Origin of the sequence: Paraburkholderia dipogonis, assembly GCF_042680985.1 — a bacterium.
GTDB classification, from domain to species: Bacteria; Pseudomonadota; Gammaproteobacteria; order Burkholderiales; family Burkholderiaceae; genus Paraburkholderia; species Paraburkholderia phytofirmans.
This window is the reverse complement of the sequence record NZ_JBHUFR010000026.1, coordinates 167,871-191,399: the sequence shown is the minus strand read 5'-3', so window position 1 is coordinate 191,399 and position 23,529 is coordinate 167,871. Positions and strand designations below refer to the sequence as shown.

The 23,529-nt window shown below is 63.2% G+C and carries 21 protein-coding genes; 2 read left to right on the top strand and 19 right to left on the bottom strand.

What is annotated here, in order from left to right; translation table 11 throughout:
• Positions 1-50 precede the first annotated feature (50 nt).
• The 15 genes from ACFSNN_RS30680 to ACFSNN_RS30610 form a co-directional block, all read right to left on the bottom strand.
• Positions 51-2,315 (bottom strand): ATP-dependent DNA helicase, encoded by a 2,265-nt coding sequence (locus ACFSNN_RS30680; RefSeq protein WP_134464253.1) that lies wholly within the window; start codon positions 2,313-2,315, stop codon positions 51-53.
• Positions 2,312-4,231, bottom strand: coding sequence for a VRR-NUC domain-containing protein (locus ACFSNN_RS30675; RefSeq protein WP_134464251.1), 1,920 nt, complete (start codon positions 4,229-4,231; stop codon positions 2,312-2,314). The genes ACFSNN_RS30680 and ACFSNN_RS30675 overlap by 4 nt, the downstream gene beginning before the upstream one ends.
• A gap of 83 nt (positions 4,232-4,314) precedes the next feature.
• Positions 4,315-5,202, bottom strand: coding sequence for an MBL fold metallo-hydrolase (locus tag ACFSNN_RS30670; protein ID WP_134464249.1), 888 nt, complete (start codon positions 5,200-5,202; stop codon positions 4,315-4,317).
• A 152-nt stretch (positions 5,203-5,354) separates the two neighbouring features.
• Complete coding sequence (locus tag ACFSNN_RS30665; protein WP_134464247.1) at positions 5,355-6,770, bottom strand: MFS transporter; 1,416 nt, start codon at positions 6,768-6,770, stop codon at positions 5,355-5,357.
• A gap of 37 nt (positions 6,771-6,807) precedes the next feature.
• Complete coding sequence (locus ACFSNN_RS30660) at positions 6,808-7,821, bottom strand: succinylglutamate desuccinylase/aspartoacylase family protein (protein ID WP_134464245.1); 1,014 nt, start codon at positions 7,819-7,821, stop codon at positions 6,808-6,810.
• A 155-nt stretch (positions 7,822-7,976) separates the two neighbouring features.
• Entirely contained in the window at positions 7,977-8,861 is an 885-nt protein-coding gene (locus ACFSNN_RS30655) for a LysR family transcriptional regulator (protein WP_134464243.1), read from the bottom strand.
• Between the two features lie 73 nt (positions 8,862-8,934).
• A complete protein-coding gene (locus ACFSNN_RS30650; RefSeq protein WP_134464241.1) occupies positions 8,935-9,522 on the bottom strand; it encodes a LutC/YkgG family protein in 588 nt (195 codons plus the stop codon).
• A complete protein-coding gene (locus ACFSNN_RS30645; RefSeq protein ID WP_012427294.1) occupies positions 9,509-10,903 on the bottom strand; it encodes a lactate utilization protein B in 1,395 nt (464 codons plus the stop codon). The genes ACFSNN_RS30650 and ACFSNN_RS30645 overlap by 14 nt, the downstream gene beginning before the upstream one ends.
• The gene (locus tag ACFSNN_RS30640) at positions 10,900-11,643 is read right to left on the bottom strand and encodes a (Fe-S)-binding protein (protein ID WP_134464239.1); all 744 of its coding nucleotides are present in this window, start codon (positions 11,641-11,643) and stop codon (positions 10,900-10,902) included. The genes ACFSNN_RS30645 and ACFSNN_RS30640 overlap by 4 nt, the downstream gene beginning before the upstream one ends.
• Before the next feature lie 236 nt (positions 11,644-11,879).
• Complete coding sequence (locus ACFSNN_RS30635; RefSeq protein ID WP_377689574.1) at positions 11,880-13,199, bottom strand: type II toxin-antitoxin system HipA family toxin; 1,320 nt, start codon at positions 13,197-13,199, stop codon at positions 11,880-11,882.
• Between the two features lie 3 nt (positions 13,200-13,202).
• The gene (locus tag ACFSNN_RS30630; RefSeq protein ID WP_134464237.1) at positions 13,203-13,535 is read right to left on the bottom strand and encodes a helix-turn-helix domain-containing protein; all 333 of its coding nucleotides are present in this window, start codon (positions 13,533-13,535) and stop codon (positions 13,203-13,205) included.
• A gap of 371 nt (positions 13,536-13,906) precedes the next feature.
• A complete protein-coding gene (locus tag ACFSNN_RS30625) occupies positions 13,907-14,653 on the bottom strand; it encodes a FadR/GntR family transcriptional regulator (protein WP_012427298.1) in 747 nt (248 codons plus the stop codon).
• 181 nt (positions 14,654-14,834) lie between these two features.
• Complete coding sequence (locus ACFSNN_RS30620) at positions 14,835-16,565, bottom strand: S10 family peptidase (protein ID WP_377689572.1); 1,731 nt, start codon at positions 16,563-16,565, stop codon at positions 14,835-14,837.
• A 237-nt stretch (positions 16,566-16,802) separates the two neighbouring features.
• Positions 16,803-17,981 carry a pyridoxal phosphate-dependent aminotransferase gene (locus ACFSNN_RS30615; protein WP_134464233.1) on the bottom strand — a complete coding sequence of 393 codons (1,179 nt, stop codon included), beginning with the start codon at positions 17,979-17,981 and terminating at the stop codon, positions 16,803-16,805.
• Positions 17,982-18,120: 139 nt separating this feature from the next.
• Positions 18,121-19,602, bottom strand: a complete 1,482-nt coding sequence (locus ACFSNN_RS30610) for an RNA polymerase factor sigma-54 (protein ID WP_134464231.1) — start codon at positions 19,600-19,602, stop codon at positions 18,121-18,123.
• 512 nt (positions 19,603-20,114) lie between these two features.
• Here ACFSNN_RS30610 and ACFSNN_RS30605 point away from each other — a divergent pair.
• The gene (locus tag ACFSNN_RS30605) at positions 20,115-20,456 is read left to right on the top strand and encodes a BON domain-containing protein (protein WP_012427302.1); all 342 of its coding nucleotides are present in this window, start codon (positions 20,115-20,117) and stop codon (positions 20,454-20,456) included.
• A gap of 208 nt (positions 20,457-20,664) precedes the next feature.
• Here the strand turns inward: ACFSNN_RS30605 and ACFSNN_RS30600 are convergent, their stop codons facing one another.
• The gene (locus ACFSNN_RS30600) at positions 20,665-21,117 is read right to left on the bottom strand and encodes a PA2169 family four-helix-bundle protein (protein ID WP_134464229.1); all 453 of its coding nucleotides are present in this window, start codon (positions 21,115-21,117) and stop codon (positions 20,665-20,667) included.
• Positions 21,118-21,490: 373 nt separating this feature from the next.
• Here ACFSNN_RS30600 and ACFSNN_RS30595 point away from each other — a divergent pair, with 373 nt between their 5' ends.
• Positions 21,491-21,733, top strand: a complete 243-nt coding sequence (locus ACFSNN_RS30595; RefSeq protein ID WP_134464227.1) for a hypothetical protein — start codon at positions 21,491-21,493, stop codon at positions 21,731-21,733.
• Positions 21,734-21,861: 128 nt separating this feature from the next.
• Here the strand turns inward: ACFSNN_RS30595 and ACFSNN_RS30590 are convergent, their stop codons facing one another.
• The 3 genes from ACFSNN_RS30590 to ACFSNN_RS30580 form a co-directional block, all read right to left on the bottom strand.
• Positions 21,862-22,443, bottom strand: a complete 582-nt coding sequence (locus tag ACFSNN_RS30590; protein ID WP_377689257.1) for a hypothetical protein — start codon at positions 22,441-22,443, stop codon at positions 21,862-21,864.
• A 92-nt stretch (positions 22,444-22,535) separates the two neighbouring features.
• Positions 22,536-22,880 (bottom strand): DUF1488 family protein, encoded by a 345-nt coding sequence (locus ACFSNN_RS30585; RefSeq protein WP_012427306.1) that lies wholly within the window; start codon positions 22,878-22,880, stop codon positions 22,536-22,538.
• Positions 22,877-23,440: a DUF4142 domain-containing protein gene (locus ACFSNN_RS30580; RefSeq protein WP_134464225.1), complete on the bottom strand. Its 564-nt coding sequence runs from the start codon at positions 23,438-23,440 to the stop codon at positions 22,877-22,879. Before ACFSNN_RS30580 ends, ACFSNN_RS30585 begins: the two co-directional genes overlap by 4 nt.
• Positions 23,441-23,529: the final 89 nt, after the last annotated feature.

Below are 23,529 nucleotides of genomic sequence, written 5' to 3'. Positions count from 1 at the left end.
TCGATTACCTGTGAGGTAAAGAAGCGCACTGACGAAGCCCCGCGCCGCCGCTATTGCACGTCCCACCAGCGCGGCAGCAAACGCCGCACTTCCGGCCGCCGATAGCGGTCGTCAATCAGATGCACCACGCCCTGGTCCTGCTCCGTGCGGATCACGCGCCCGGCCGCCTGCACCACTTTCTGCAAACCGGGGTACAGATACATGTAGTCGTAGCCGTTGCCGAACCTCGTCTCCATCGTGCGACGCATCTGTTCGTTGATCTCGTTCATCTGCGGCAAACCGAGCGTGGCGATGAACGCGCCGATCAATTGCTGGCCGACCAGATCGACGCCTTCCGAGAATGCGCCGCCGAGCACCGCGAAGCCCACGCCCTGGTTCATGGTGCGAAAACGCGCGAGAAAAGCGTCGCGCGCCGTTTCGTCCATGCCGGGTTCCTGCGCCCAGACCGGTAAATCCGGATGCCGCTCGCGCATCAGCGCGACCACGCGCTGCAGATACTCGAAGCTGCTCAGAAAGCCCAGGTAGTTGCCCGGTTGCGCCGCGTATTGCCTCGCGATCAGATCGACGATCGGCATGAGGGAACGCTCGCGGTCGCGCCAACGCGTCGATACGTTGCCGGCCACGCGCACCTGCAACTGCTTGGCGCGAAAAGGCCCTTCCACGTCGAGCCACTGGGTCTGTTCGGGCAGGCCCAGCGTGTCGCGATAGAAATGATGCGGGTTGAGCGTGCCGGAGAACATCACCGTGGTGCGCGCGGCCGCGTAGCGAGGCACGAGAAACGGCGCGGGAATCACGTTGCGCACGCACAGCGTGGCATTCGTTTTGTCGCGCGGCGCGTAACGGTCTGTGGCGAGCGTGATATCGAAGATCGAATGCTCGCCGAACTGCTCGGCCAGCGCGACGAAATGCATCGCGTCGAAGAAAAAACGCAGCGACGCTTCGTCGATGGAAAGCGGTGCTTCCGCCAGTTGATCGGTGACGGCGCCGATCAGATTCTGCGCGGCCGAGAGCAGTTTGCCGGGGACCTCGGCATACACCTGATAGGGCGGGGTCTGCGCGCGCTTGACCGCGCTCCACTCGCGTTGCAGCCGCTCGAGCGGCTTCTTCAAGGTGGCCGGCGCCGTCTTGCGCGCGAGCCGGAACGCGGCCTGATCGAGCGACGTGCTGTACATGCGCCGCGCGCGGTCGAGCAGATTGTGCGCCTCGTCCACCAGCACGCCGACGCGCCACTGGTTGATCTGCGTCAGCGCGTACAGCATCGCGCTGCTGTCGTAGTAGTAGTTGTAATCGCCGACCACCACGTCGGCCCAACGCGCGAGTTCCTGCGCCAGATAGTACGGACAGACCTCGTTGGCGAGCGCCGCTTCGCGCACCGCCGCGCGGTCGAGGCGCGGACCGGCCAGCGCCGCGCCGCGGGCCGCGTCGAGCCGGTCGTAGAAGCCGCGCGCGAGCGGACAGGATTCGCCGTTGCAGGCTTTGTCGGGATGCTCGCAGGCTTTGTCGCGCGCCACCAGTTCGAGGGTTCTCAACGGCAGACGCGTGGCGCCTTGATGGAGTGTTTCGATCGCGTCCAAGGCCAGCGCGCGGCCCGGCGTCTTGGCGGTCAGAAAGAAGATCCGCTCGATCTGGTCCGCAGCGCACGCCTTGAGCAAGGGGAAAATCGTCGCGAGCGTTTTGCCGATGCCGGTCGGCGCCTGCGCCATCAAAGGCTTGCCGTCGCGCGCCGCGCGATACACCGAGACCGCCAGCTCGCGCTGCCCACTGCGAAACTGCCCGTGCGGAAACTGCAGCGCGCCGAGCGCCGCGTTGCGCGCGGCCCGATGCGCTTCTTCCTGCACCGCCCAATCGAGAAAGCACTCGCATTGCTCGACGAAGAAAATTTCCAGTTCGCGCGCAGTGTGCGTTTGCGTCAGCACCACTTCTTTTTGCGTGCCGATATCGAAATACACCAGCGCTACGGTCAGCTCCGTTAGCTCCCGCGTCCGGCACAGCAGATGACCGTAGACGAGCGCCTGCGCCCAGTGCAGCGTGCGGTGATTGGCCGGCATGCGTTCGAGATCGCCGCGATGCGTCTTGACCTCTTCCACGCGGTTCGCGACGGGATCGTAGCCGTCGGCGCGCCCGCGCACGGTCAGATTGCGGTGCGTGCCGGTCAGCGTGATCTCGGTTTCGTAGCCGCTCGCGCGCCGGCCGGTGACGGTCACGTGGCCCGCCATGCCTTCGAGCGAGGTCGGCGCCGGCGTGAAGCGCAGATCCAGATCGCCACGCCTCGCGGTGAACTCGCACATCGCCCGTACGGCGACCACGTAGGTCATGCGCGGGCCTCGGTGGTGGAGGTGATGGCGGTTGTTGCGGCGGTATTTGCGGCGGGTTTGGCGGCGACCTCGATAGTGGCCTTTGTCGCGGCCTCGGCAGCAAGCTCGATAGTGGTATTGATGGCGGCCTCTAAGGCGGCCTCAGAGACAGCTTCGATGGCGGCCTCGGCGGCGACGGTGCCATCTTCCGCCGCGCCACCGTCCGCGACTACTGCTTCATCGGCCCAGCGCACATCGAGCACGCGCACCGGCATGCCGTGCTGCGCGCAATACGCGAGCCAGCGAATCTGGTTGTCCTGCAAGCGGTCGCCCGGGCCCTTCACTTCGATCAACTCATAGCGGCGTTCGGCCGGCCAGAAGCGGATCAGATCCGGCAAGCCGGACCGATTGCCGCGCACATCGCGCAGCAAGCGTACGAACCACAGCTTCAGATGCGCGGCCGGCAGACAGTCGAGCGCCAGTGCAACCAGCTCCGGCGTAAGCAGCCCCCAGAACACGAACGGCGACTGCAGCCCTGCCTTGCCGTGCAGATGCCGCACGATCGTCTCGCGATAGACACCGCTATCGAGTTGTTCGAGACACGCGGCGAACTGCTCAGCGCGGCGCGCATGAAAATCCGGCGCGTGCAGATCGGCGGGACCGCGCTGGAACGGATGAAAAAACGCGCCGGGCAACGCCGCGAAAACCGGCTCCCAACACAACAGCCCGAACAACGAGTTGATCAGCGCGTTCTCGACGTAATGCACCGGCGCGGTATCGCATGTCAGATGATCGCGGGCCACGTATTCGACCGGAATCGGCGTCTCGGGTCGCGGCAACACGAGCGTGCTGCGCTCGACCGGCCGAGCGGCACGCGCACGCGCAACCGGTTCGCCGCGCTTGCGCTGCAAACGCGGCAGCATGCGCGCGACGCGTTGCGCCTCTTCTTCGCTCTCCGGCGCGGCGGCGGCTTGCGAAGCCAGCGCGAAAGCATCGTCGAAACGCTCGCTGCGTTCCAGCACGCGCATGCGCCGATGACGCGCGCCGGGCCACGCGCAACGCTCATAAACGGCGAGCGCGGCCGCCCAATTCTGCCGACGCTCGCACAGGCAGCCGATGCGGAACAACAGTTTCGCGCGCCGTGTTTCGAGCCAGGGGTTGGCAGTTTCAATGGCGGCGACAGTGGCGACGATCTCTTCGACCGTAACCGCTTCGGTCTCGTCACCGGGTAAGCATTCGAGCGCTTCACGGCATGCGTGCAGCGCGAGATAGACGTCGACGTCCGCGCGCTGCTGAAACGCGCGCGATGAAGGCGCGAACGCCACTTTCTCGTACTGGAATACACCGAGATCGGCGAGCACGAACTCCGACCATTCCTGCTGCAAATTGCCGAAGAACATCAACCGCAAGCGTTCGCAAAGTGGCGCGATCGCCACATGAAAAACGCGGTCGTCCGTTCGACTATGCCATGCCGAAAGCGGACGCGCCGTGGCGCCTTGCTCGTCGCTTTCGCTTGCACAAAACGGGCGCAATGTTTCCAGCAGATCCGGCTTGCGCAGGCTCCGCGCGCCCGGAATGATCGCGATGGCATCCGCGAATATCTCCATCAACCCGGCGCGCGTGGTGAGCGCGAACAGTTCGTCCAGCGTGAGCTTCGGTTCGGTGTCGACCCAGCCGAGGGCCGCGATCGGCGCGGTCGCCTGCACCGGGCAGCCGATCTCGTCGTAAGACAGGCGGCTTGCGCGAAACAGCGTGCCTTTGCGCATCAGCATGCGAACCAGCAGCGCGCGCGATGACTGAGGCAACGCGGCGAACTCGCGCAGAAACGCTTGCTCACGCGCGTCGAACAGATCGTCGTAACGCTGCGCGAGCCACGCCAGGGCGCGCTCGAAGTTCAGCAGATAATAGAGAGCGTAGGGAGAAGCAGCGGTTGCCACGGCACTTTCATGAAACCTGTATGTTTATACAGTGATGATAGCAAAATCCGTGGCGAGCCCGGCCAGATTGCCCGAAGGCAAGGTCATGGCGCGGCGTCGAGATACGCCCATTCGAAGCCGTCGGCGGCCCGCGTCACACGCCCCGCCGATGTCTGCGGGAAATGCGCGCTGAACAGTATCGCGTTGCGATCGGCCGCGTAGTTCAGCGCCCACTGCCGCGAATCGCGCGCCGGCGCCGCGTCGAAGCAGAACGTCGAGTTCCATTCCGGCCGGTAGACCTGGATGGGGTTATGCATCACATCGCCGGTAAAGAGCGCCTCCTCGCCGCGCGAGCGGATCGAAATCGACATATGACCGGCGCTATGCCCCGGCGTGGGATGAAACACGATACCTTCGCGCCACGTGCCGCCTTCGGCGGGAATCGTCGCGGCCTGGCCGGATTCGATCACCGGCACGACGCTGTCTTCGAAGACCATGCGGCGGCTGTCGCCCGCCGGGGTCGCGAAGAAATCCTGCTCCGCTTGCGGAAACACGTATGTAGCGTTCGGGAAAGTCGGCTGCCAGCGGCCGTCGAGCCACTGTGTGTTCCAGCCGACATGGTCCGCGTGCAGATGCGTGAGCAGCACCTCGTCCACCTGCGTGGGCAGGATACCCGCGTCGGCGAGGCGCTCCAGGTATGGGTTGTCGAGTTGATGGAACAGCTTGCTGAACGGCCTCTCCTTGAAATTGCCGATACCCGTGTCGATCAGCACGGTCAGGCCGTCCATTTGCACGACCCAGGTGTGCACGCTCAGCATCACTTCGTTGCGTTCGAGATCGAGACTTGCCTTCGACAGACGGCGGCTCAATTCATCGGCTGCGGACGGCGCCCACTCGGGATAAAGCACGGCGGGCGCCAACGGAAAACGGGTTTCGCTCACGCGGGTAATGCGCGCGTCGCCTACCCGGTGCGTAACAACCTCGGTCGGCATGATGTGACTCCGTGAAAAGTGCCGCGGCAGCGAGTGGGGGTTATGTCAGGCTGCCGCGATGAATAGCTTCACTATCGCAAATCCATGGCTTGCCGGCCAATGCCGTTTTCTGCGCATGGCGATGCCTTGCGGGCATCGCCATGCGAGTTGCGTTATGCGCGCGCCAACCCAGGCGTCCGGCGAGCCGCCACGCCGTAAAGCAGCGCGCTGAGCGCGGCCGCCACGCCGCCGACGCACGCCAGCGCCACACCCAAGCCGCTGCTCTGCCCGCCGAGCCGCTCGTTGATGAAACCGACCGCGAACGGTCCGACTCCGCCGCTGATCGCGTTGGTGAGGAACACCAGCAAAGCAATCGAACGTCCGCGCATGCGATTCGGAATCGCGACCTGGATCGGCACCGGCGCCAACGCCATGGCGACACTCGCCGCAAACGCACAGATGCCATACAGCACCACGGCGATATGCACGTCGCCGACGAGCGGCATCGCAATCGCGGCCGGCACCAGCAATACAGCCGCCGACGCGGACAGCGCCAGCACCTTGCGCACGGCGGCGGCATCGCTGACGCGCCCGGCCAGCCAGCGCGTGCTCAGCACACCGAGTATGCCGCCGAACATATAGGCCGGCGCCGCCATCTGTCCGACCACGCGCGGCGTCAGATGAAAATGACGGATCAGCAACGTCGGAAACCACGCCGCGTGCGAGTAGAACAGCGTGATCAGCGCGACGTAAGCGGCGAAGTACGGGAGACAGAAGCGGTTCTTCACGAACAATTCGCGCAGCACGTCTTTCAGCGGCGGCGTACTGTCCTGCGCGGCCTCGGCTGCGAGAGCTGTCGATGACACATGGTCAGGAGAAACGACACCACGTGCAGCCTGCTCGAAGGCGCTCGCCCCAACCGGGGAAGACACGCCCCGCCGTTGCGGCTCCCGCACCGACAACGCGACGATCGCAGCAAGCGCCAGCCCTGGCAAACCCACCGCGACGAATACCGCCTGCCATCCGTTCAAACCGGTGCCCGCGAGCCACGCAGCGCCCGCGCCGTGCTCGATCGACCCGAGCAGCATGCCACCGCCGAACAACGCGACGCCACCGCCGATATACGGTCCCAGCATGAACACGCTGCTGGCCCGCGTGACTTTGCGCGGCGAGTACAGGTCGCTGAAGATCGACAGCGCCGCCGGGCTCAGGCCCGCTTCCGCGATCGCCGTGCCCGCGCGCGCCGCGAGCAGTTCGCCGAAGTTGTGCGCGAACCCGCACAGCGCCGTTGACACAGCCCAGATCGCCACGCACACGGCGATCAGGCGCACGCGATTGGAACGGTCGATCAGCCGCGCGATGAACACGCCCGCTGTCGCGTAGCACAGCGTGAACGAAAACCCTTGCAGCAAGCCGATTTGCGTATCGGTTAGCGCGAGCGTCTCCTTGATCGGTTGCACGAGAATGCTCACGATCTGCCGGTCGAGATACGAAAACGCAAAGCAGACAAAGAACAGGACGACGACGTAACTGTGCCCGCGGCGCGCATCGGCGTCGTCGGTATCGGATGCGGCGGTGACTGCATTCATGGCGAATCTCCGGCTGGCTTCGGTTCGATAGAGTGGGTCATTGCCATTGCGCATCCGTGGCCAGCACGGCGATGCAGTCGCCCGGCTCGACGCGTGCAAATGAACGCATGCACACCACCACGCCGTCGCCCGCAAAACGGATTTCCTGCGGTTCGCTCCACGGCGCGTACGGATCGAATACCCGCGCGGCCAGTTGATCTTTTTTGACCTGCTCGCCGAGCGCGAACACCGGTTCGGCCACGCCCGCCCGCGAGGCGAACACGTAGTGGCGCGCGCCCTCCACTTTCAACCAGCGCGTGTCGTGCCGCGGCGCGGGCGGGCGATCGTCAGGCGTGACACCCAGCGTGTGCAGCACACGCCGCAGACCGTCCTCGACGATCGCGACGCCGTCCGGATCGCAGGCCGCATAGCCGCCGAATTCGCCGCACAGGAACAGCTTTCCGTGCCGTTCGACAGCCGCGCCATATGTGCGGTCCTCGCCGAGCAGATCCATCAGCATGGTTTGCGGCGCGGCAAACGCCTGCACGAGGCGCCGGTATTCGGCACGGCGCGAGGTGTCGGCGGGCGGCGCAGCGAGCAAGCTCGGCAGATGATTGAACGACGCGCCGCCCGCGTGCAGATCGATCACCACGTCGGCGCGTGGAAATAGTTCGGTGTCCGCATAGTGCGCGATCATCTCGGTGATGTGGCCGTTTCGCGCGCCGGGGAAAACGCGGTTCAGATTGCCCTTGTCGATCGGCGAGGTGCGCGAGCCGTTGATAAAAGCCGGGAAATTCAGCGCTGGCACGACGATCAAGCGGCCTTTGATCGACATCGACGGCAAACGCCGGATCAGTTTCATCAGCGCGACGGGGCCTTCGTATTCGTCGCCGTGATTGCCGCCGGTAAGCAGCACTGTGGGGCCGTCACCACCCTTGAGCACGGTGATCGGAATCGGAATGTGCCCGTACGCGGAGCGGTCGTGCGAATACGGCACGCGCAACGTGCCGTGTTGCAAACCCGGGCGCTCGTAGTCGATGTCGGTGGAAATCAGCGATTGTGTGGACGGCATGGTTGTCTCCCGATAAGAAAGCGGGCCTCGGCGCTGTCGTCGATGACGCGTCGAGGTTGTGCATTCAATATCGTCGAGGCAAAAAACCAGCGCCAATGCCGATTTTTAGGGAAGCCGATGCCTTAAAGGCATCGCGGCGAGGCATTGTGAGCCGTTCACTTCTGCGCCTTGAGCAAGGCGATAAACTGCGCGAGCGCGGGATTGCGGTGCCGTTCGCGATACGCAAAATGCAACGGCAACGCGATCGACAGATCGGACAGCGCGAGGAATTGCACCAGCGCCGGGGGCCGCTCGCGATTGGCCGAGTTGACGATCGCCGCGCCCACGCCCGCCGAAACCAGCGAGAGAATCGCGGCTTCCGTCGACACTTCCTGCACGACATTGAGCGTCAAACCGGCGCGCTCGCATGCGCCGATCAGGCGGTCGTAATAAGCGGGATAGACATGGCGGGGAAACGTGATGAAGGGCTTGCCGGCCAGTTGCGCGGCGCGTACCGCCTTGCGCCGTCCAAACGACCATGCGGCCGGCGCGGCGAGCACGACGCCGTTTTCGAGCAAAGACAAGCTGACGAACTGCTCGGGCAGCGCGCCGAAGTGATAGATGAAGCCGCCGTCGAGTTGGCCCGCTTCGATCGCGGCCAGTTGCTCGGGCGTGTTCATCGGCGTGAGTTCGATGCCGACCTGCGGCGCCGTCTGCTGAAATGCTTGCAGCGCATTCGGCACGAGCCCGCCCCAAACGGCGTTTTCGACGAACCCGATGCGCACATGGCCCGACACGCCCGCCGCGATCCGCTGCGCGACGCGCGCCGCTTGCTCGACTTGCTGCAGAATGCCGCGCGCCTCGCGCAAATAGGCGTCGCCCGCGAGCGTCAGCTTGAGGCCGCGCGGCGTGCGCTCGAATAGCGCGACGCCCAAGCTTTCCTCGAGGTCCTGGATTTGCCGCGAAATGGCCGGCTGGGTCACGTGAAGCTGTTCGGAGGCGCCGCGCACGCTCGCGTGCTCCGCAACGGCGACGAAGTATCGGAGATGCCGGAGTTCCATATCAGCAGAGTGGCAGGCTTATCGAACGGAATGCCGCATTGTGCCATTCGATCGTGCCGCCGCTACTGCATTTTCATTGCGCCGCCAGCCACACCACCGTCAGCGAACGCACGCCTTGCGCGCCGCGAATCAGCACACCCTCGATATCCGCCGTCGCCGACGGTCCGGTGACGAGCGCCGCGTAACGCGCGTCGCGGAAATCGTCACGCCGGTACACGTCCTGCAAGCCGTCGATCAATTGCGCCGGATCGAGCAGCACGACCAGATGCTGCACGATGTAGCCCAGCGCGTTGACCACGTACTCGCGTTCGCTGAACCACACCGAGCCGGTTTCGGCGACGCCGAAGCGCGCCCGCACCACGCCGACGTCGATATCCTGCAACGAAGCGGGTTCCGTATCGGCGGTAAGCGCGCGCGTGCCCGGCACCTCAGTAGTCGCCGAGGCCACTGACGCCTCAGCGCCGAAGCGCTCGCGAATCAACCCGCTCACATCGGTCGCGGACACGGCTTCGACGCAGGTGCCGCCCATTGCCTGCAAAGCGGCCGTGAAGCGCGCGCGCAGATCGCCGCCCGCCGCGTCGAAGAGTGGCACCTCGGGCCGCGGCCGCGACGGCGGCTGTGCCTGGCGAACCTTGTCCAGAAAAGCCTCACGCGTTGCCATTGCCGTCTCCACGATTCTTTTTGTACCAGGCGTGGAAGGTCAGCTTCGGCGCCTCCGGCAACTCGCGTTGCTTGCCCCAGATATTGAGCGGGTTATACAGCACGAAATTCGGCAGCCGCCGCAGCGCGCTGCCCATCGACGACACCGTCGCGCGATACAAGGTCGGACTCGCCAGCAAACGCCCCGCCATCTTCAGCACTTCCTGCTTCACGAACGGCACTTCATGGCGCTCGGCGATCACCGTGCGCCACTTGTAGATCTGCTCGTGAATATTGATTTTCACCGGACACACGTTGGTGCAACTGCCATTGAGCGTCGACGCGAACGGCAAAGCGCTATAGCGCTTCAGATCGAAAGTCGGATTGATGATCGCGCCGATCGGCCCCGAGTACGTGCCGCCGTACGAAAGCCCGCCGCTGCGCCGGTACACGGGACACGTATTCATGCACGCGCCGCAGCGGATGCATTTGAGCGAATACCAGAAGTCCTCCATCGCGAGCCGCTCGGAGCGGCCGTGATCGACGAGGATGAAATGCATCTCCGTGCCCGGACGCGGCGCGCGGAAATGCGAGGTGTATTGCGTGATCGGCGAGCCGAGCGCGCTGCGTGACAACATGCGAATGAACACGCCGAGGTCCGACACTTTCGGAATGAGCTTCTCGATCCCGATCGACGCGATATGCAAAGGCGGCACATTCGCCGACAGATCCGCATTGCCTTCGTTCGTGCAGACCACGACCGTGCCGGTCTCCGCCACCGCGAAATTGCAGCCGGTCATGCCTGCGGTCTTCTCGCGCACGAAGTACGGCCGCGTGTTCATCCGCTGGCTTTCCGCGAGATAGTGGATGTCGCTGTTCTTCGGATCGGTGCCGATGGTGCGGCCGAACAGTTCGGCGACATCGGCGCGCAGTTTGTGGACCGCCGGCACCACCATATGGCTCGGGTCCTGATGATCGAGTTGCTGGATGCGTTCGCCCAGATCTGTTTCCATCACGGTGATGCCGCGCGGTTCGAGATATTCGCGCATCTTGCATTCGTCGGTGAGCATCGACTTGCTTTTGACGAGCGTGGTCATGCCGCGCTCCGACATGATCTGATGCACGAGCGCGTTGTGCTCTTCGGCGGTGGCGGCCCAATGAACCGTCACGCCGTTGGCCTCGGCCGCCGCCGCGAACTGTTCGAGATACTGCGAGAGGTTCGACAGCGTGTGTTCCTTGATACCCGACGCGAGTTCGCGCATCGTCTCCCATTCGGCGATGCCGTGCGCCTGTGCGTCGCGCTTCTCACGCAAATCCCACAGACGTTTGTCATGAAACGCCACGTGCTCAGTCTTGCCGATGAAAGCGCCCGCGGCTTTCGCGTGATCGATCCGGTTGCTCATGCGCGTGCTCCGTTGAGAACCTGCGCGATATGAATGAAGCGCGCGTCGGCTTTCATGCGTTCCGCGCAGCCTTGCTGATGCATGAGACACGACATGTCGCCCGAAACGATGTATTCAGCGCCCGCATTCAGATGATCGCGCACCTTGTCCTGTCCCATGCGCACCGACACCGGCTCTTCTGTAACGGAGAACGTGCCGCCGAAACCGCAGCATTCGTCGGGCCGCGCCGGTTTGACGAACTCGATGCCCTTCACACCTTCAAGCAAGGTACGCGGCTTTGAAAACGGCATGCCCGCCACTTCCGAAATCGACGCTTCCTTCAGATGCCGCAACGCGCTGCAGCTGTTATGCAAGCCCACGCGATGGGGAAACTCGGCCCACGGAAATTCACGCGCGCCGACCACGTCGTGCAGAAATTCGACGAGTTCATAAGCGTTCGCGCGGACCTTCTTCACTTCGTCGGTTTGTTCGAGCGCGGTCAGATGCTCGCGCACGTGATGGATGCAACTCGCCGACGGCCCGACGATGTAGTCGTAGCCCGCGAAGTTGCGAGTGAACACACGCTCGGTGCCGGCTGCTTCGGCATGCGCGCCGCTATTGGCCATCGGCTGGCCGCAGCAGGTTTGCTCCTGCGGATAGTCGACCTGTATGCCGAAGCGTTCGAGCAATTCGAGCGTGGCGATCCCTACTTCAGGATAAAACGCGTCGATGAAACACGGGATGAACAGGGCGACTTTCATAAGCTTTTAAAAAAGAAAAAGCGACAGCCGGCGATTAGCCTACTCTACTGCGGAATCGCGTTGTGGAACGAGCGTGGCGCGGTGTGGGCGCCGGCCATTGACAGAGTTTCAGCTGAGTTAACCAGACTGGTAAGGTTGGTCTGACCAAGAATATAAGGAAGTCACGAAAGCGTGTCAATGGCGCGATGGCTAGGGATGACAGCTTGCGTCGCGGGAACCGGATGCGCTACGCCAAGCTATCGAGACTTGTGACCAAACGGTCCGTTCGGGTCGATATACGGGTTATCGGCCTTTCGCCTCATGCCCGAACGCGTTTCGGACAATCCCGCCTGTTCCCGCAAAGGCGCGGGCACCCCCTTTCCAGGTTTCGCATCCGGCTTGATGTCCTCGAGACCTCGCGCCCACGCCTCCAGCATTCGCTTGCCGACATTCCTGAACTCGGGATAACGGTCCGTGTACACGCTGACCAGCGGAAGCACCTTCTGCACCGCGCCCACCACCTGCTCAAGTGCTGCGTTCATGTCCGTTGGCGAGAGACTCAATCGCGCACCGCCGTATTCGAACAGCGCCTTGCCGGCGCACCACAGTTTTTTGCCCTTCAGCGACAACGCCGGTGCGTCATCCTGATAGCGAGGGTAAGCGGTGACAGTCACGATGTCGTACACAGGAGAAAGGCGAGCGTCCCGTTCGTTCGTGTACGTCAACGCGTAGTTCTTCATGTGCGCGTCAGCGTTACGCAGCGCATAGTTGAGCAGCAACAGCTGGAACAGCTTGCGCTTGCTGTCTTTGCGGTGATCCACCCCGAGATACTGATTACAGAGTTTCGCAAGGTCTTCGACGGTGCCCTGGTATTTGCGGACAGGATCAAAGCCCTTCAACGCGCAGAAATCTTCGACCCCGACGCGCGCGCCATCCGCTTGCAGATCGAAACGCCGGATCGCGAGCACACGGCCGTCCTCTGAAAGGTGTGTTTCCGGAACATTGAGGTCTGTGTTTCTCGCGACCTCGAGGCAGAGGTATTCGTTGATGCTGAGCCCCGGCAGGTCGACCGGCCCAGTCTTCAGGATGTACTCGTCCGTCCAGACAGTCGCCTTCTCCTCACCGGAAGCCAGTGTTTTGGGCATGACCCCCGACACACCCTCGCTGATGCCTGCTTCAAGGTGTTTGAGCAGGTTATCTCTGGAGTTCGGGCTTGCGAGAAGCGTCGCCATATCGAACCTGGATCTCGCGGTATCGAGCGGCGCCCCGTGCGGGATTGCTCTTACCCGCCCGATGGTGTTTGCTCCCGTCAGCGCGAGAAGCCCCATATCGCTCACGTCCGCGTGAGGGCCGAGATGTTGACGAATGAGGTCCTTCTTGAAGCCTTCCGGCAGATTCATCTGAAACGAAGGCATGATGCCCCCGGGCCAGGTGTACGACCCGTTTCGCACCGGCATGAGAAGCGAGACGACGTCGGCCGTGGGCGTACCGGGCAGATAGGTGAAAACGCCACTGTGCGCCTCTTCCGCCAGCGTCCCAACCAACGTGGTGTTGCAGTAGATATCGAGTACGGCCATGAGCTATTCGCGCTTTCCGGCAGTCCTGACGCTGGCCTCGGAGCGCGAGGGCCGAACACGCCGCCGGGTTTCGTCGACGGAAACAGTAGGCGTTCGCTGCTCGGTCAGAACGTCGTCGAGCGTACGCCTATGGCCTATAGGACGAGCCAGAAGGTCGAGCCCCACCGCCTCGAAGAGACTCAGCAGCTTGACTGTGCCGAGTTCGGGAAGCAGTCCGGTCTCAAACCGGCTAATGCGCGCGCGAGTGATGCCGCTTTGCTCGGCAACCTGCTGCTGAGTCTTGTTTGCGGCAATCCGGGCGAGGCGAAAAGTTTCGCCAAGTTCGAAGAGGTCCATGTGCCACCTGCGATACGTTAAGTGCGATCAAGCCGATATTGTATTCCAAGAGATACGTTATGGGTTCAATGTAATGTGTCGTATAGTGCATATTAAAAGGATTTTGTCCATTAATGTGTCTTATGCGACACATCAAGATGCCGCAGGACCGCTTGAGCCGTCGTGACGGCGGTCCAGGTTTCCTTTTGCACTGAGCGCAAGTGGCGCGAGCTAGGCGCGCGGTATTGCCGGAGTGTCGGTCATGCATCAGGAGAGAGGGAAGACTCCCGACGCGTCAGTTCGCGCGTTGATGGACCGCCGCGCGGGACCAGGATGATTGAGGGCAAAGACTGAAAACAACCGATGCCGGTGAGTCGCGGGCGCCCGCGCAATCACGAAACCGCGCTCGACGAAGGCTTCGCCGCATCTTCCCTGTACATCTCGCGCACGAAGGTCAGATGACGCTCGGCGGCCTTGCGCGCCTTTTGCGCGTCGCGCGCCATGACGGCGTCGTAGATGGCCTGATGCTGGCTCATCAGCTGCTTTTCCATCGCGTCGTCGTAATCGATCAGCCGATGATACTGGCGCATGCCCTCGCGAATCAGCGTATGGATGCCGTGCATCACATGCGCGAGCGCGATGTTGTGCGTGGAGTCGGCGATCGCGAGGTGAAACGCGGCGTCCAGTTCCGCCAGGTTCACGCGATCTTGCGACTGCGAGCCAGCCTTCAAAGCCTCGAACGCCACGCTGATGTTTTTCAGGTCGGCGGCCGTGGCGCGCTCCGCGGCATACACCGTCGAAATCGATTCGAGCCCCTGGCGCAATTCAAGAATATCGGCACTGGTGCGCGGATTCTGCAGCAACAGCTCGGCGAGCGGCTTGGAGATGATCGGCGCCGTGACATCGACCACCGTAAAGCCGCCCCGCCCCGATGTCTCGATGTAGCCGTCCGCTTCGAGCCGAATCAACGCTTCCCGCAACGACGGCCGCGACACGCCGAGCTGCGTCGCCAGATCGCGTTCGGCCGGCAAGCGGTCGCCGGGCATCAGCGTGCCGTCCGAGATCAATTGCTTGATCTGGTCGGACACCACGTCGGAGAGCCGTTTGCGCGTGAAGGACTGGATCGGTAGAAATGGCATGGGCAGCGGTTGGTAAAGCCGGTTGAGCGAGCGGTTTTCAGGCCCTAAGAGCGTGTCCAAACGATGCGTTGCGACGTTGCAGTCACGCTTGAACGTTGCAGCGAATTATACCGTTCAACCGAACACGCCGAATCCGGTTACGAGGCAAGCCCCGGCCGCGCTGCGAGTCGTCCGGAACCGGCTAGCGCGCACTCGCCGCATAGAAACTCGCCAGATCGCGCCTGAGCGTGTGCAAGGCCGCGTCGTCGAGATAGATCATGTGACCGGTCGGATAGTAGGCGATGCGCACGTTGGCGCGCAGCGGCCCGTCCACGCCCAGGTGCGCGAGCGCATATTCGGTCGCGTAGAACGGCGTGGCCAGATCGAAATAGCCGTTCACCGACATCACCCGTAATTGCGGATTCTGTCGCATCGCTTCGGCCAGATCGCCCGCCGCATACGGTACGGGCAAACGCTCGCCCCACCATTCGCGATGCTTCCAGTCCCATTGCGTCAACGCTTCGTCGTTGAAGACGCGGTAGCGGTCGGCCGGCGTGAAGTGCAGGTCCTCGGCGAAATGCTGATGCAACGCGGCGTCGAATGCACTCGACACGCTGCTCACCGACGCATCGTAATCGGGGCGATCGGAGACGCTGTCGAAGTCGATGCCTTCAAAGCGCGCATCGTAACGGCCAACGCTGCGCGCCTGATCGCGCAGCAATTCACTGCGATAACGCGACGGGTAGAGACGCAAGCGGCTGCGCTTCACATAGGCGACGTCGAGGCCGGTGAATTGCGCGACGCGCGCGGCGATCGCGTCGCGCTCGGCCTCGGGCAGCGCGTCGCCTTGTGCGAGGGCTTGCGCATACGGGCCGCGTGCGAACGCGCGGGCTTCGTCGAGAAAGGCGGGCAGACTGGCCGGCTTCGGCACGATCTTGTCGTGATACCAGGCGATCGCCGCGAAGCTCGGCAGATAGCTTTCGCTCTTAAAATCCGAGCCCGCCGAAAACGCGGCCGAATCGAGCACCGACGACATCAGGATCACGCCGTTGAGCGCGATATTGTTCTGCCCCAGCTGATATGCCAGCATCGCGGCGCGCGCGGTCCCATACGATTCGCCGAGCAGGTACTTCGGCGAATTCCAGCGCTGGTTCACCGTCAGATAGCGGTCGATGAATTGCGAGAACGCGTCGACATCCTTGTCGACGCCCCAGAAGTCTTTGCCCGTGCCATGACCGACGACGCGCGACAAGCCCGCGCCGACGGCGTCGATAAAGACGAGGTCGGTGCTATCGAGCAGGCTGTCGGAATTGTCGGCGAGCGTATACGGTGCGGGCGGCGTGATATCGGGACTCGCGGTGCGCACCCGCTTCGGCCCGAATGAGCCGATCATCAGAAAGACGGTGCCGGCGCCTGGACCGCCGTTGAACAGAAACGTCACCGGCCGCGTCCGCGGCGTTTTACTCGCGACGGTATAGGCGACGTAAAAAACGCTCGCGTTGGGCTGTCCTGTCTTGTTGCGCAACAGCAGGTTGCCGGCGGTGGCCGTGTAGTCGAGCTTGCGGCCATCGAGCCGAATGGAATGCTGCGTGACCGACGCGGTTTCCGGCGGTACGGGAATCGCCGCCGGCTCCGCTTTCGCGTTGCGCTGCGCCGTGCTGCTCGACGCTTCGTTCTGCGCCGACGCGGCCGGGCGCGACTGCCGAGGCGCGCGTGTCTGCGCCGCGTGCGAGTCCTGCAGCGGTTGGCCGTTCGGCTCCGCGCGCTGATTGGGCTGGCCGCTCACGAAGCGGGGCGCGTCCGGCGCCGATGCCTCGGTATCGGCGGTCGCGGCGGCTTCCGGCGAGTCGTCTGGTTCAGCCGCCGCGCACATGGTGCTGAACGTGGCGAGCGCGAGCAGCACGAGCGCCATCGCCACGAGCGCAGCCGCCATTGATCCTGCCATCAAGGATTGGCGCAACCAGAAGATGTAGCGAAGGCCCATGGGGTTTCAACCGGGAGTCGATAGGCGCCGATGTCCTTAAGGTCAAAGCTGAAGACGAACTCGGCGCTCGATTTTTGACGCAAGCATGTGCGGCGTCAATCGAAAACTGGCGGGAACACGCATTCCTCCCACGACGCATCGCCGCGTTACGCCAATCGAAAAGCAAACGAAACGTCGGCGAAAGACTCAACGACCCGGCAACCCGCCGACGAATGCGGCGATACGTTCGCACGCATCGATCAGACGCGCTTCGTCGACGACAAAACCCAGCCGCACGAAACCATTCGCCGTCTCGCCGAAAGCGCTCGCGTCGAGCAGCGACACACCACGCGCGCGAAACAGCTGCCACGTGAAGTCGACCGTATCGAGGCCCGTGCCGCTCACATCGACCATCATGAACATGCCCGCCTCGGGCAGCAGACATCGCAGCCCGGGCACACGATGCAAACGCTCGAACACCACGTCGCGCCGGCGCCGGTAGATCTCGCGCATCTCGGCGGCGATCCGCGCCTTGTGCTGCACAGCGGTCAATGCGGCCTGCTGGATAAATCCGGGCAAGCCGTACAGCATGGCAAGCGCGAGCCGCCCCATGTGCTCGATCAGCTCGGTGGGACCGATCGCCCAGCCGACGCGCCAACCGGCCATAGCATGCGATTTCGACAGACTGCCGAGCGTCACGGTGCGCTCCGCCATGCCGGGCAGCGAAGCAATACTCACGTGCTCGCGTTCGAACGTCAGCTCCGCGTAGACCTCGTCGGAGAGCACCCATAGGTCGTGCCGGCACGCGAGCCGCGCGATAAGTTCGAGATCGGCGCGTTGCATGACCACGCCGGTCGGATTGCACGGCGTCGCGAAGAAGATGGCTTTGGTGCGCGACGTAACGGCGGCTTCGAACGCGTCGCAGTCGACGTGAAATGCCCGCGCCGGATCGACCGGCACCGTCACGAGCGTGGCGCCGGCCGCGCGCACGCAGGCCTCGTAGGTCAGATACATGGGCTCGGGGACGATTACTTCATCGCCCGCTTGCAGCAGGCACAGCGACGCGGCGAACACGCCGTTCTGCGCTCCCGCGGTCAGGATCACGTTGGCGGCGCTCGCGGCGCAGCCGGTCATGCGTGTGTGTTCCGCGGCGATTGCCGCGCGCACCGGCTCGCGGCCGGAAACGGCACTGTAGTGCGTATCGCCGCCACGCAAGGCCTCGATCGCACGTTCGACGATCGGCGCGGGCGTGGCAAAGTCAGGGTCGCCCACGCTCAGCACGATGACGTCTTCACCTCTCGCCTCCGCCTGCTGCGCGACACGATGGATTTCCCACGCGGAGGTGCGCCGGCCTTGCAGGCGTTCGACCAGATTCGAGTACTTCATTGACTGCGCCCCGTTCCCTATGGAGCCGCCAATGTAAAGGGGCGCGCGCGAAACGTCCAGATACGAAAAAGCGCCACGCGAACAGACAGTCTCGCATGGCGCCCGGGCGCTGCCCCCTTTTTTGCGGGGCGCGGCGCGTTTAAATCTGGCGGCGCAGTTCCGCCGGCGGCACCTTCATCAAATGCCGGTATTTCGCCACGGTGCGGCGCGCCACCAGCACGCCCTGATCGGCGAGCATTTTGGCGAGTGTCACGTCCGAAAGCGGATCATGAGTGTTTTCCGCGGCGATCATTTCCTTGAGCAGCGCGCGCACGGCTGCGGCCGAACAGGTGCCGCCGCTTTCCGTGCCCAGTTCGCGCGGGAAGAAATGCTTGAACTCGAAAATACCGCGCGGCGTGGCCATATATTTGTTGCCGGTGGCGCGCGAGATGGTGGATTCGTGCAGACCGAGTTCGTCGGCGACATCGCGCAGCACCATCGGCTTGAGCGCGATTTCGCCGTACTGGAAGAAGGCCTTCTGATGCGCGACGATGCATTCAGCCACGCGCTGAATCGTATCGAAGCGTTGCTGCGCGTTCCGGATCAGCCAGCGCGCTTCCTGCAGTTGCTGCGCGAGCGGCGAACGGCTTGCGCCCGCCGACTGCGCGAACAGTTCCGCATACATGCGATGGATGCGAGCGCGCGGCTGCACCGCCGGATTGATCGTCACGACCCACTTGTTGCGGACCTGACGTACGATCACGTCCGGCACCACGTAGTTGTCTTCGGTGCGGCCGTAGCTGTTGCCCGGCTTCGGGTCGAGCTTGCGCACCAGCGCGCAGGCCACGCGCAATTCCTCGGCGCTGCAGCCGATCTGCTTTTGCAGTTCGGCTTGCTCGCGACGCGCGAGCCGTTCCAGATGATGCTCGACGACTTCCCGCGCGACATCGCGCCCAGGCGTGTCGGCGGGCAAGGCATTCAACTGCAGCGAGAGGCATTCGGACAACGAGCGCGCGCCCAGGCCCGGACGATCGAGTGATTGGACGAGACGCAGCGCCACCAGCAATTCTTCTTCCGTCAGTTCGGGTTCGAGATCGACGCTGTCCGCCAGATCGGAGAGTTCCTGACGCAGATAGCCGTCGTCGTCGAGCGCTTCGATGATGAAGCGGGCCACCGCGCGGTCGCGGTCGTCGAGTCGATAAAGGCGCAACGAATCGTGCAACTGCTCGCGCAAGGTCGGCTGCGAGCGTGCCCATTCGGCGGGATCGCTGCTGTCCGAGTCGCCGTTCTGGCGGGTCGAACTGCGGCTGCTGTAGTCGCCGGAGAAATCGCCGGGCATGTCGTCCTGGCCCGCGCTTTCCAGTGTGTCGTTGTTGCCGGATTCAACCGGCAGCGAATCGGGTTCGGCGGTCGCGACCGTGTCGGTGGCGGGCAGCGCGCCGCCGTCTTCGCCGGAGGTCGCGGTTGCCAGCGCCACGTCTTCCGTTTCCGACGAGTCGTACTCGAGGAACGGATTGGTGTCGAGCGCGGTGCGCAGTTCCTGCTGGAACTCCAGAGACGACAACTGCAACAGACGCACTGATTGCTGAAGACGTGGCGTGAGTGCGAGAGACTGCCTTGTGCGTAGTTCAATAGAAGGCATTGTAGTGAGGTCCCGTTGATAGCCGAAAATTGGTGAGTAGCCCGTCTAGAGCAACTGTCGTACCAACTCGCGCAAACCCCTGTTTTTTCTACGCTTTGTGTTTTCAGGCCCGCCAATTGCGCAGGCCGCCCGGCGCCTTTTTTACAAGTAGCCGGCAAATTCCGGTCCGTGCCGCGGCGAGCCGTCGAGCCTCACGTCGACGTATCGCTGCGTCTTATTCCTCAGCCTAAATACCTGTCTTGTAACGGCTTTCCTGCGACGCCAGGCTTTTGACGCCATGCCGGGCACACCGCTTGCGTGCTTGCACTATGTGGACGGACGCCGGTCCATGCATGCGAGACGCTGGAGCCACGCTCAGGCAAAAACGCATGCATCGGCCGTCGGCCGGTGTCGATAACGGGCCCTGACGGAACCGTAGCGGCAACGATCCCACGCGTGTCATCAGCGGTTTCGACCGCGATCGACCGCAGGCAACAAGACCGCAATTTTGATCAACACCCGAAGGAGAAACCATGAAGACCATCCAACTTCTGAAGACCGCAGGTAGCATCGCTTGTGTCGCTTTCGCACTGAACGCGACGAACGCCATGGCGCAAAGCAGCGCTCCGTCGGCGGCGTCGGAAACCATCGGCCAGCATGTCGACGACGGCACCATCACCACCAAGGCCAAGGCCGACCTGCTGGCCGCGAAGAACGTCAAGTCGACGCATATCCACGTGAAGACCCGCAAGGGCGTGGTGTGGCTCACGGGCACGGTGCCTTCGGCCGACGACAAGGCAGCGGCTGGCGAAGTCGTGGAAGCCGTGAAGGGCGTGTCGAGCGTGAAGAACCATCTGAAGATCGCGGCCGAATAACAGCGGCGGGTCTGTCCGGGGAGCGCCGACTTCGGTCGGTGCTTTCCGATGCTACTGCTGCAAGCCAGAGAAAAAGCCATCCGCAATGCGGATGGCTTTTTCACGTGCGGCTCGCTCTCGAATGGAACCCTTGCGAAGAGAGCCCTTGCAATCGGACACGAGCAACAAACAACCGGCGCCCCGCAGGGCGCCGGCCACTGACCTGCTTTTAACGCTTCGCCGCCGCATACTGATCGCGCAGATCACGCACGCGGTCATGATTCTGCAGCACACCTTGATACTGCCGCTCGACGATCGCCCGCACGTCCGCCGGCAATTCCTTTTCGAGCGCTTCGTGATAGCGCTTCTTCGCGACGTCCTCGCCCTTCTCGCACTCGGCCAGAATTTCGTGGTCGCTGCGATCCGTCACGGCCGACTTCACGTCGACCCAGCCGCGATGCAGCGCGCCGCTCATGCTGCCACCCGTTTCGGGCTTGCCGCCCAAAGCCTGAACCGCATCCTGCAACTCACGCGCGCCGCGCGAGCAGTCCTCGGCACGCGACAGGAATAGCGTTTTCAATTGTGCGTCGTGCGCATCTTCGGCTGCCTTGCGAAAGCCCTTCTCGCCATCCTTCGACGTTTCGACCAGATCGTTCAGCACGGAAACAACGTTCGTAGCCATTCAATACCTCCAAGGGTTTCGTTAGTCATGGAATCCGCCAATGGAGATGAGCTTCTCTAAACGAGAGGCACTCGTCTTCCAGCGACGGAGTTCATGGATCTGTTCGCACGGGGCGTGCCCGGTGCACATGAATATGGATGTTTGCGCGCTGCATCGGCGCGCACGTCCAATCTTTGCCAATCCGCGTAAATGTTGCCCGTTCCAATGCGCCGTGATTGCCGGCAAAGCCCCGTGCAGCGGTCTTCCATTCGATGGCACAGCGGTTGCTTTATATGCTCCGCCCAGCACGCGTGCAACGCAGCAACCAACACACTGCAAAACGTGCCAACGGATTGAAAACAATGGGCAGGCAACAGCAACAGGGAGAATCATCATGAAGATCAGGAGCGCAGAATTTCTGGCCGCCGTCGCGATCATCAGCTCGGCGGCCGTGATGCAGATTCGCGAACACGTGCTGGCGCAGGAAACGCCGGCTTCAAACGCGCAGGCCATGTCGCCTCCGTGTGGCGTGACGCATGAAGGATTGGTGCCGGCAGCTTGCGAACCGACGCGCGAAAAACGTCAGGTGGATCGCGCACCCCAGCCGCAGCGCAGTGCGCCGCAAATCTGGGTTTGAACCGATGTTTGGCTACTGCTTGAGTATTTGAGTGTTGACAGACACGCCCAAAAAGAACGGCCCGATCGATGTCGGGCCGTTCTGCTAATTACCGCAACGAAAACTACTACAACTAATCACCCAGCGGCTCAAGCACTCTTCTCGCTGAACTCGCCAAGCGGGACCGGCTTTTTCAACGGATCGAAGTCGGCCCAGCGCCCCTGCTGCCAGCGTCCGCTCGCGCGCTCGATCGCCGTGCCGCCGGCTTCGCGCAGCACGCGCGCGGCATCGAACTGATTGTCCGGCGAGACGTGCACGGCAACCAGTACACCGGAATCGCGCGTCTCTTCATGGAATGCCGAACGATGCCCTGCGTGGCCGGCGTCGCGCGTACGCGACATAGCCCCGACCAGGGAGCCGACATATGCGCCGACGCCCGCGGCAATCAACGACACGATGATCGGCGCGGAAAAAGCCGCGAAGATCCCCACGCCCACCACGGCCCCCGCTACCGCACCGATCGTGACGCCCATTCCGGCGCCTTTGGGCGCATCCTTTGCACCGGCATCGGTGCCCGTGTCGCCGCCGATCGGATAACGAGCGTGCTGACCGCGTGGATTGACGAAAAACAGCGTGACGTCTTCCTCGACGAACCCTGCGTTGAAGAGCTTGGCCGCCGCGTCTTCAGCGGCGGGGAAAGTCGTAAAGCGTGCTGCGACGATGAGCGACATGAGGCCTCCTTGCATCGTTGGATGGCGTTTGCGGACCATGCCGCCGCGTTTCGCCGCGCTGCACAGCGCGCGAGCGACGGCACGCGCCGGCCCTACGCCGTGGTGCCGCGATCCGGTTCCATGCCTTCCACTCTGAACAGTCCGCTATGCAACACTACGCCTTCACCGTCATTCTGGTCGAGTGCTTCAGCGCAAACCGAACGGATACGCTGACGGCCTTTGTCGAAGGCCGACATCAGCGCGGCTTCCAGAGCGGAATCGGCGCCGAAATGATCTTCTAGCGCCTCGGCGGTAATCGTGCACACGACCGGTTCGCCGTCGACCCGCGCCATGAAGCGCACGGTCAGATTCGCTCCGTCGAAGACCGGCTTGTCGTCGGAAAAAGTAATCTGCATAAGGGAATCCTCATAGGCCGGCCGCGGCAGGATCGCGTTCATGGCGAACCCTTCATTGCGCCGGCGAGTTGCTGCGCCATCGCGAGATGATGTTTGATGGTGGGCAGCGCATGCTGGGCCGCGGCTTTGAGTTGCGCGTCGGTGCCGCTGGTGCTTTCCTGCTGGAACAGATCGACCGCGCGCTGGTGCGCTTCCACCCCGACCTGCTCGACGTAGGCCTGATCGAATTCCTTGCGCTTGAGCGTCTGGAGTTTGCCGACCAGCGCCGAATCCGCCGACGGCGTCGAATTGAAGCCCTTCCTGGAGACGAGCGCCGCCATGGCGTGCGAGAGTTTCGTGTGATCCGCAATCATCTGCTGCGCGAATTTCTTCACGTGCGGATCGCTGGAATTTTTGAGCGCAACCTTGCTGGCCGCGATTTCGGTGGCGTCGGACTGCGAGGCGTCCTGCACGAACTGCTGATCCGCGGGCGAAAGCTTCGTGCCGCTGACCGGCGCATCGCTCGCCGGGGCGTCGCTCGCTTGCGCGTACACCATGCCGATGGACGCCGCGCTCAAACTCAGCGCGACAGTCATCGCTTGTAGGGAATACCGGAATTTCATGCATTTTCTCCCAGGTCGACGGATACGCCGAAGCGGAACCGATATGACGGAGCGCAGCCTTCATCCAATCTGCGCGAGCGGTTCTTCAC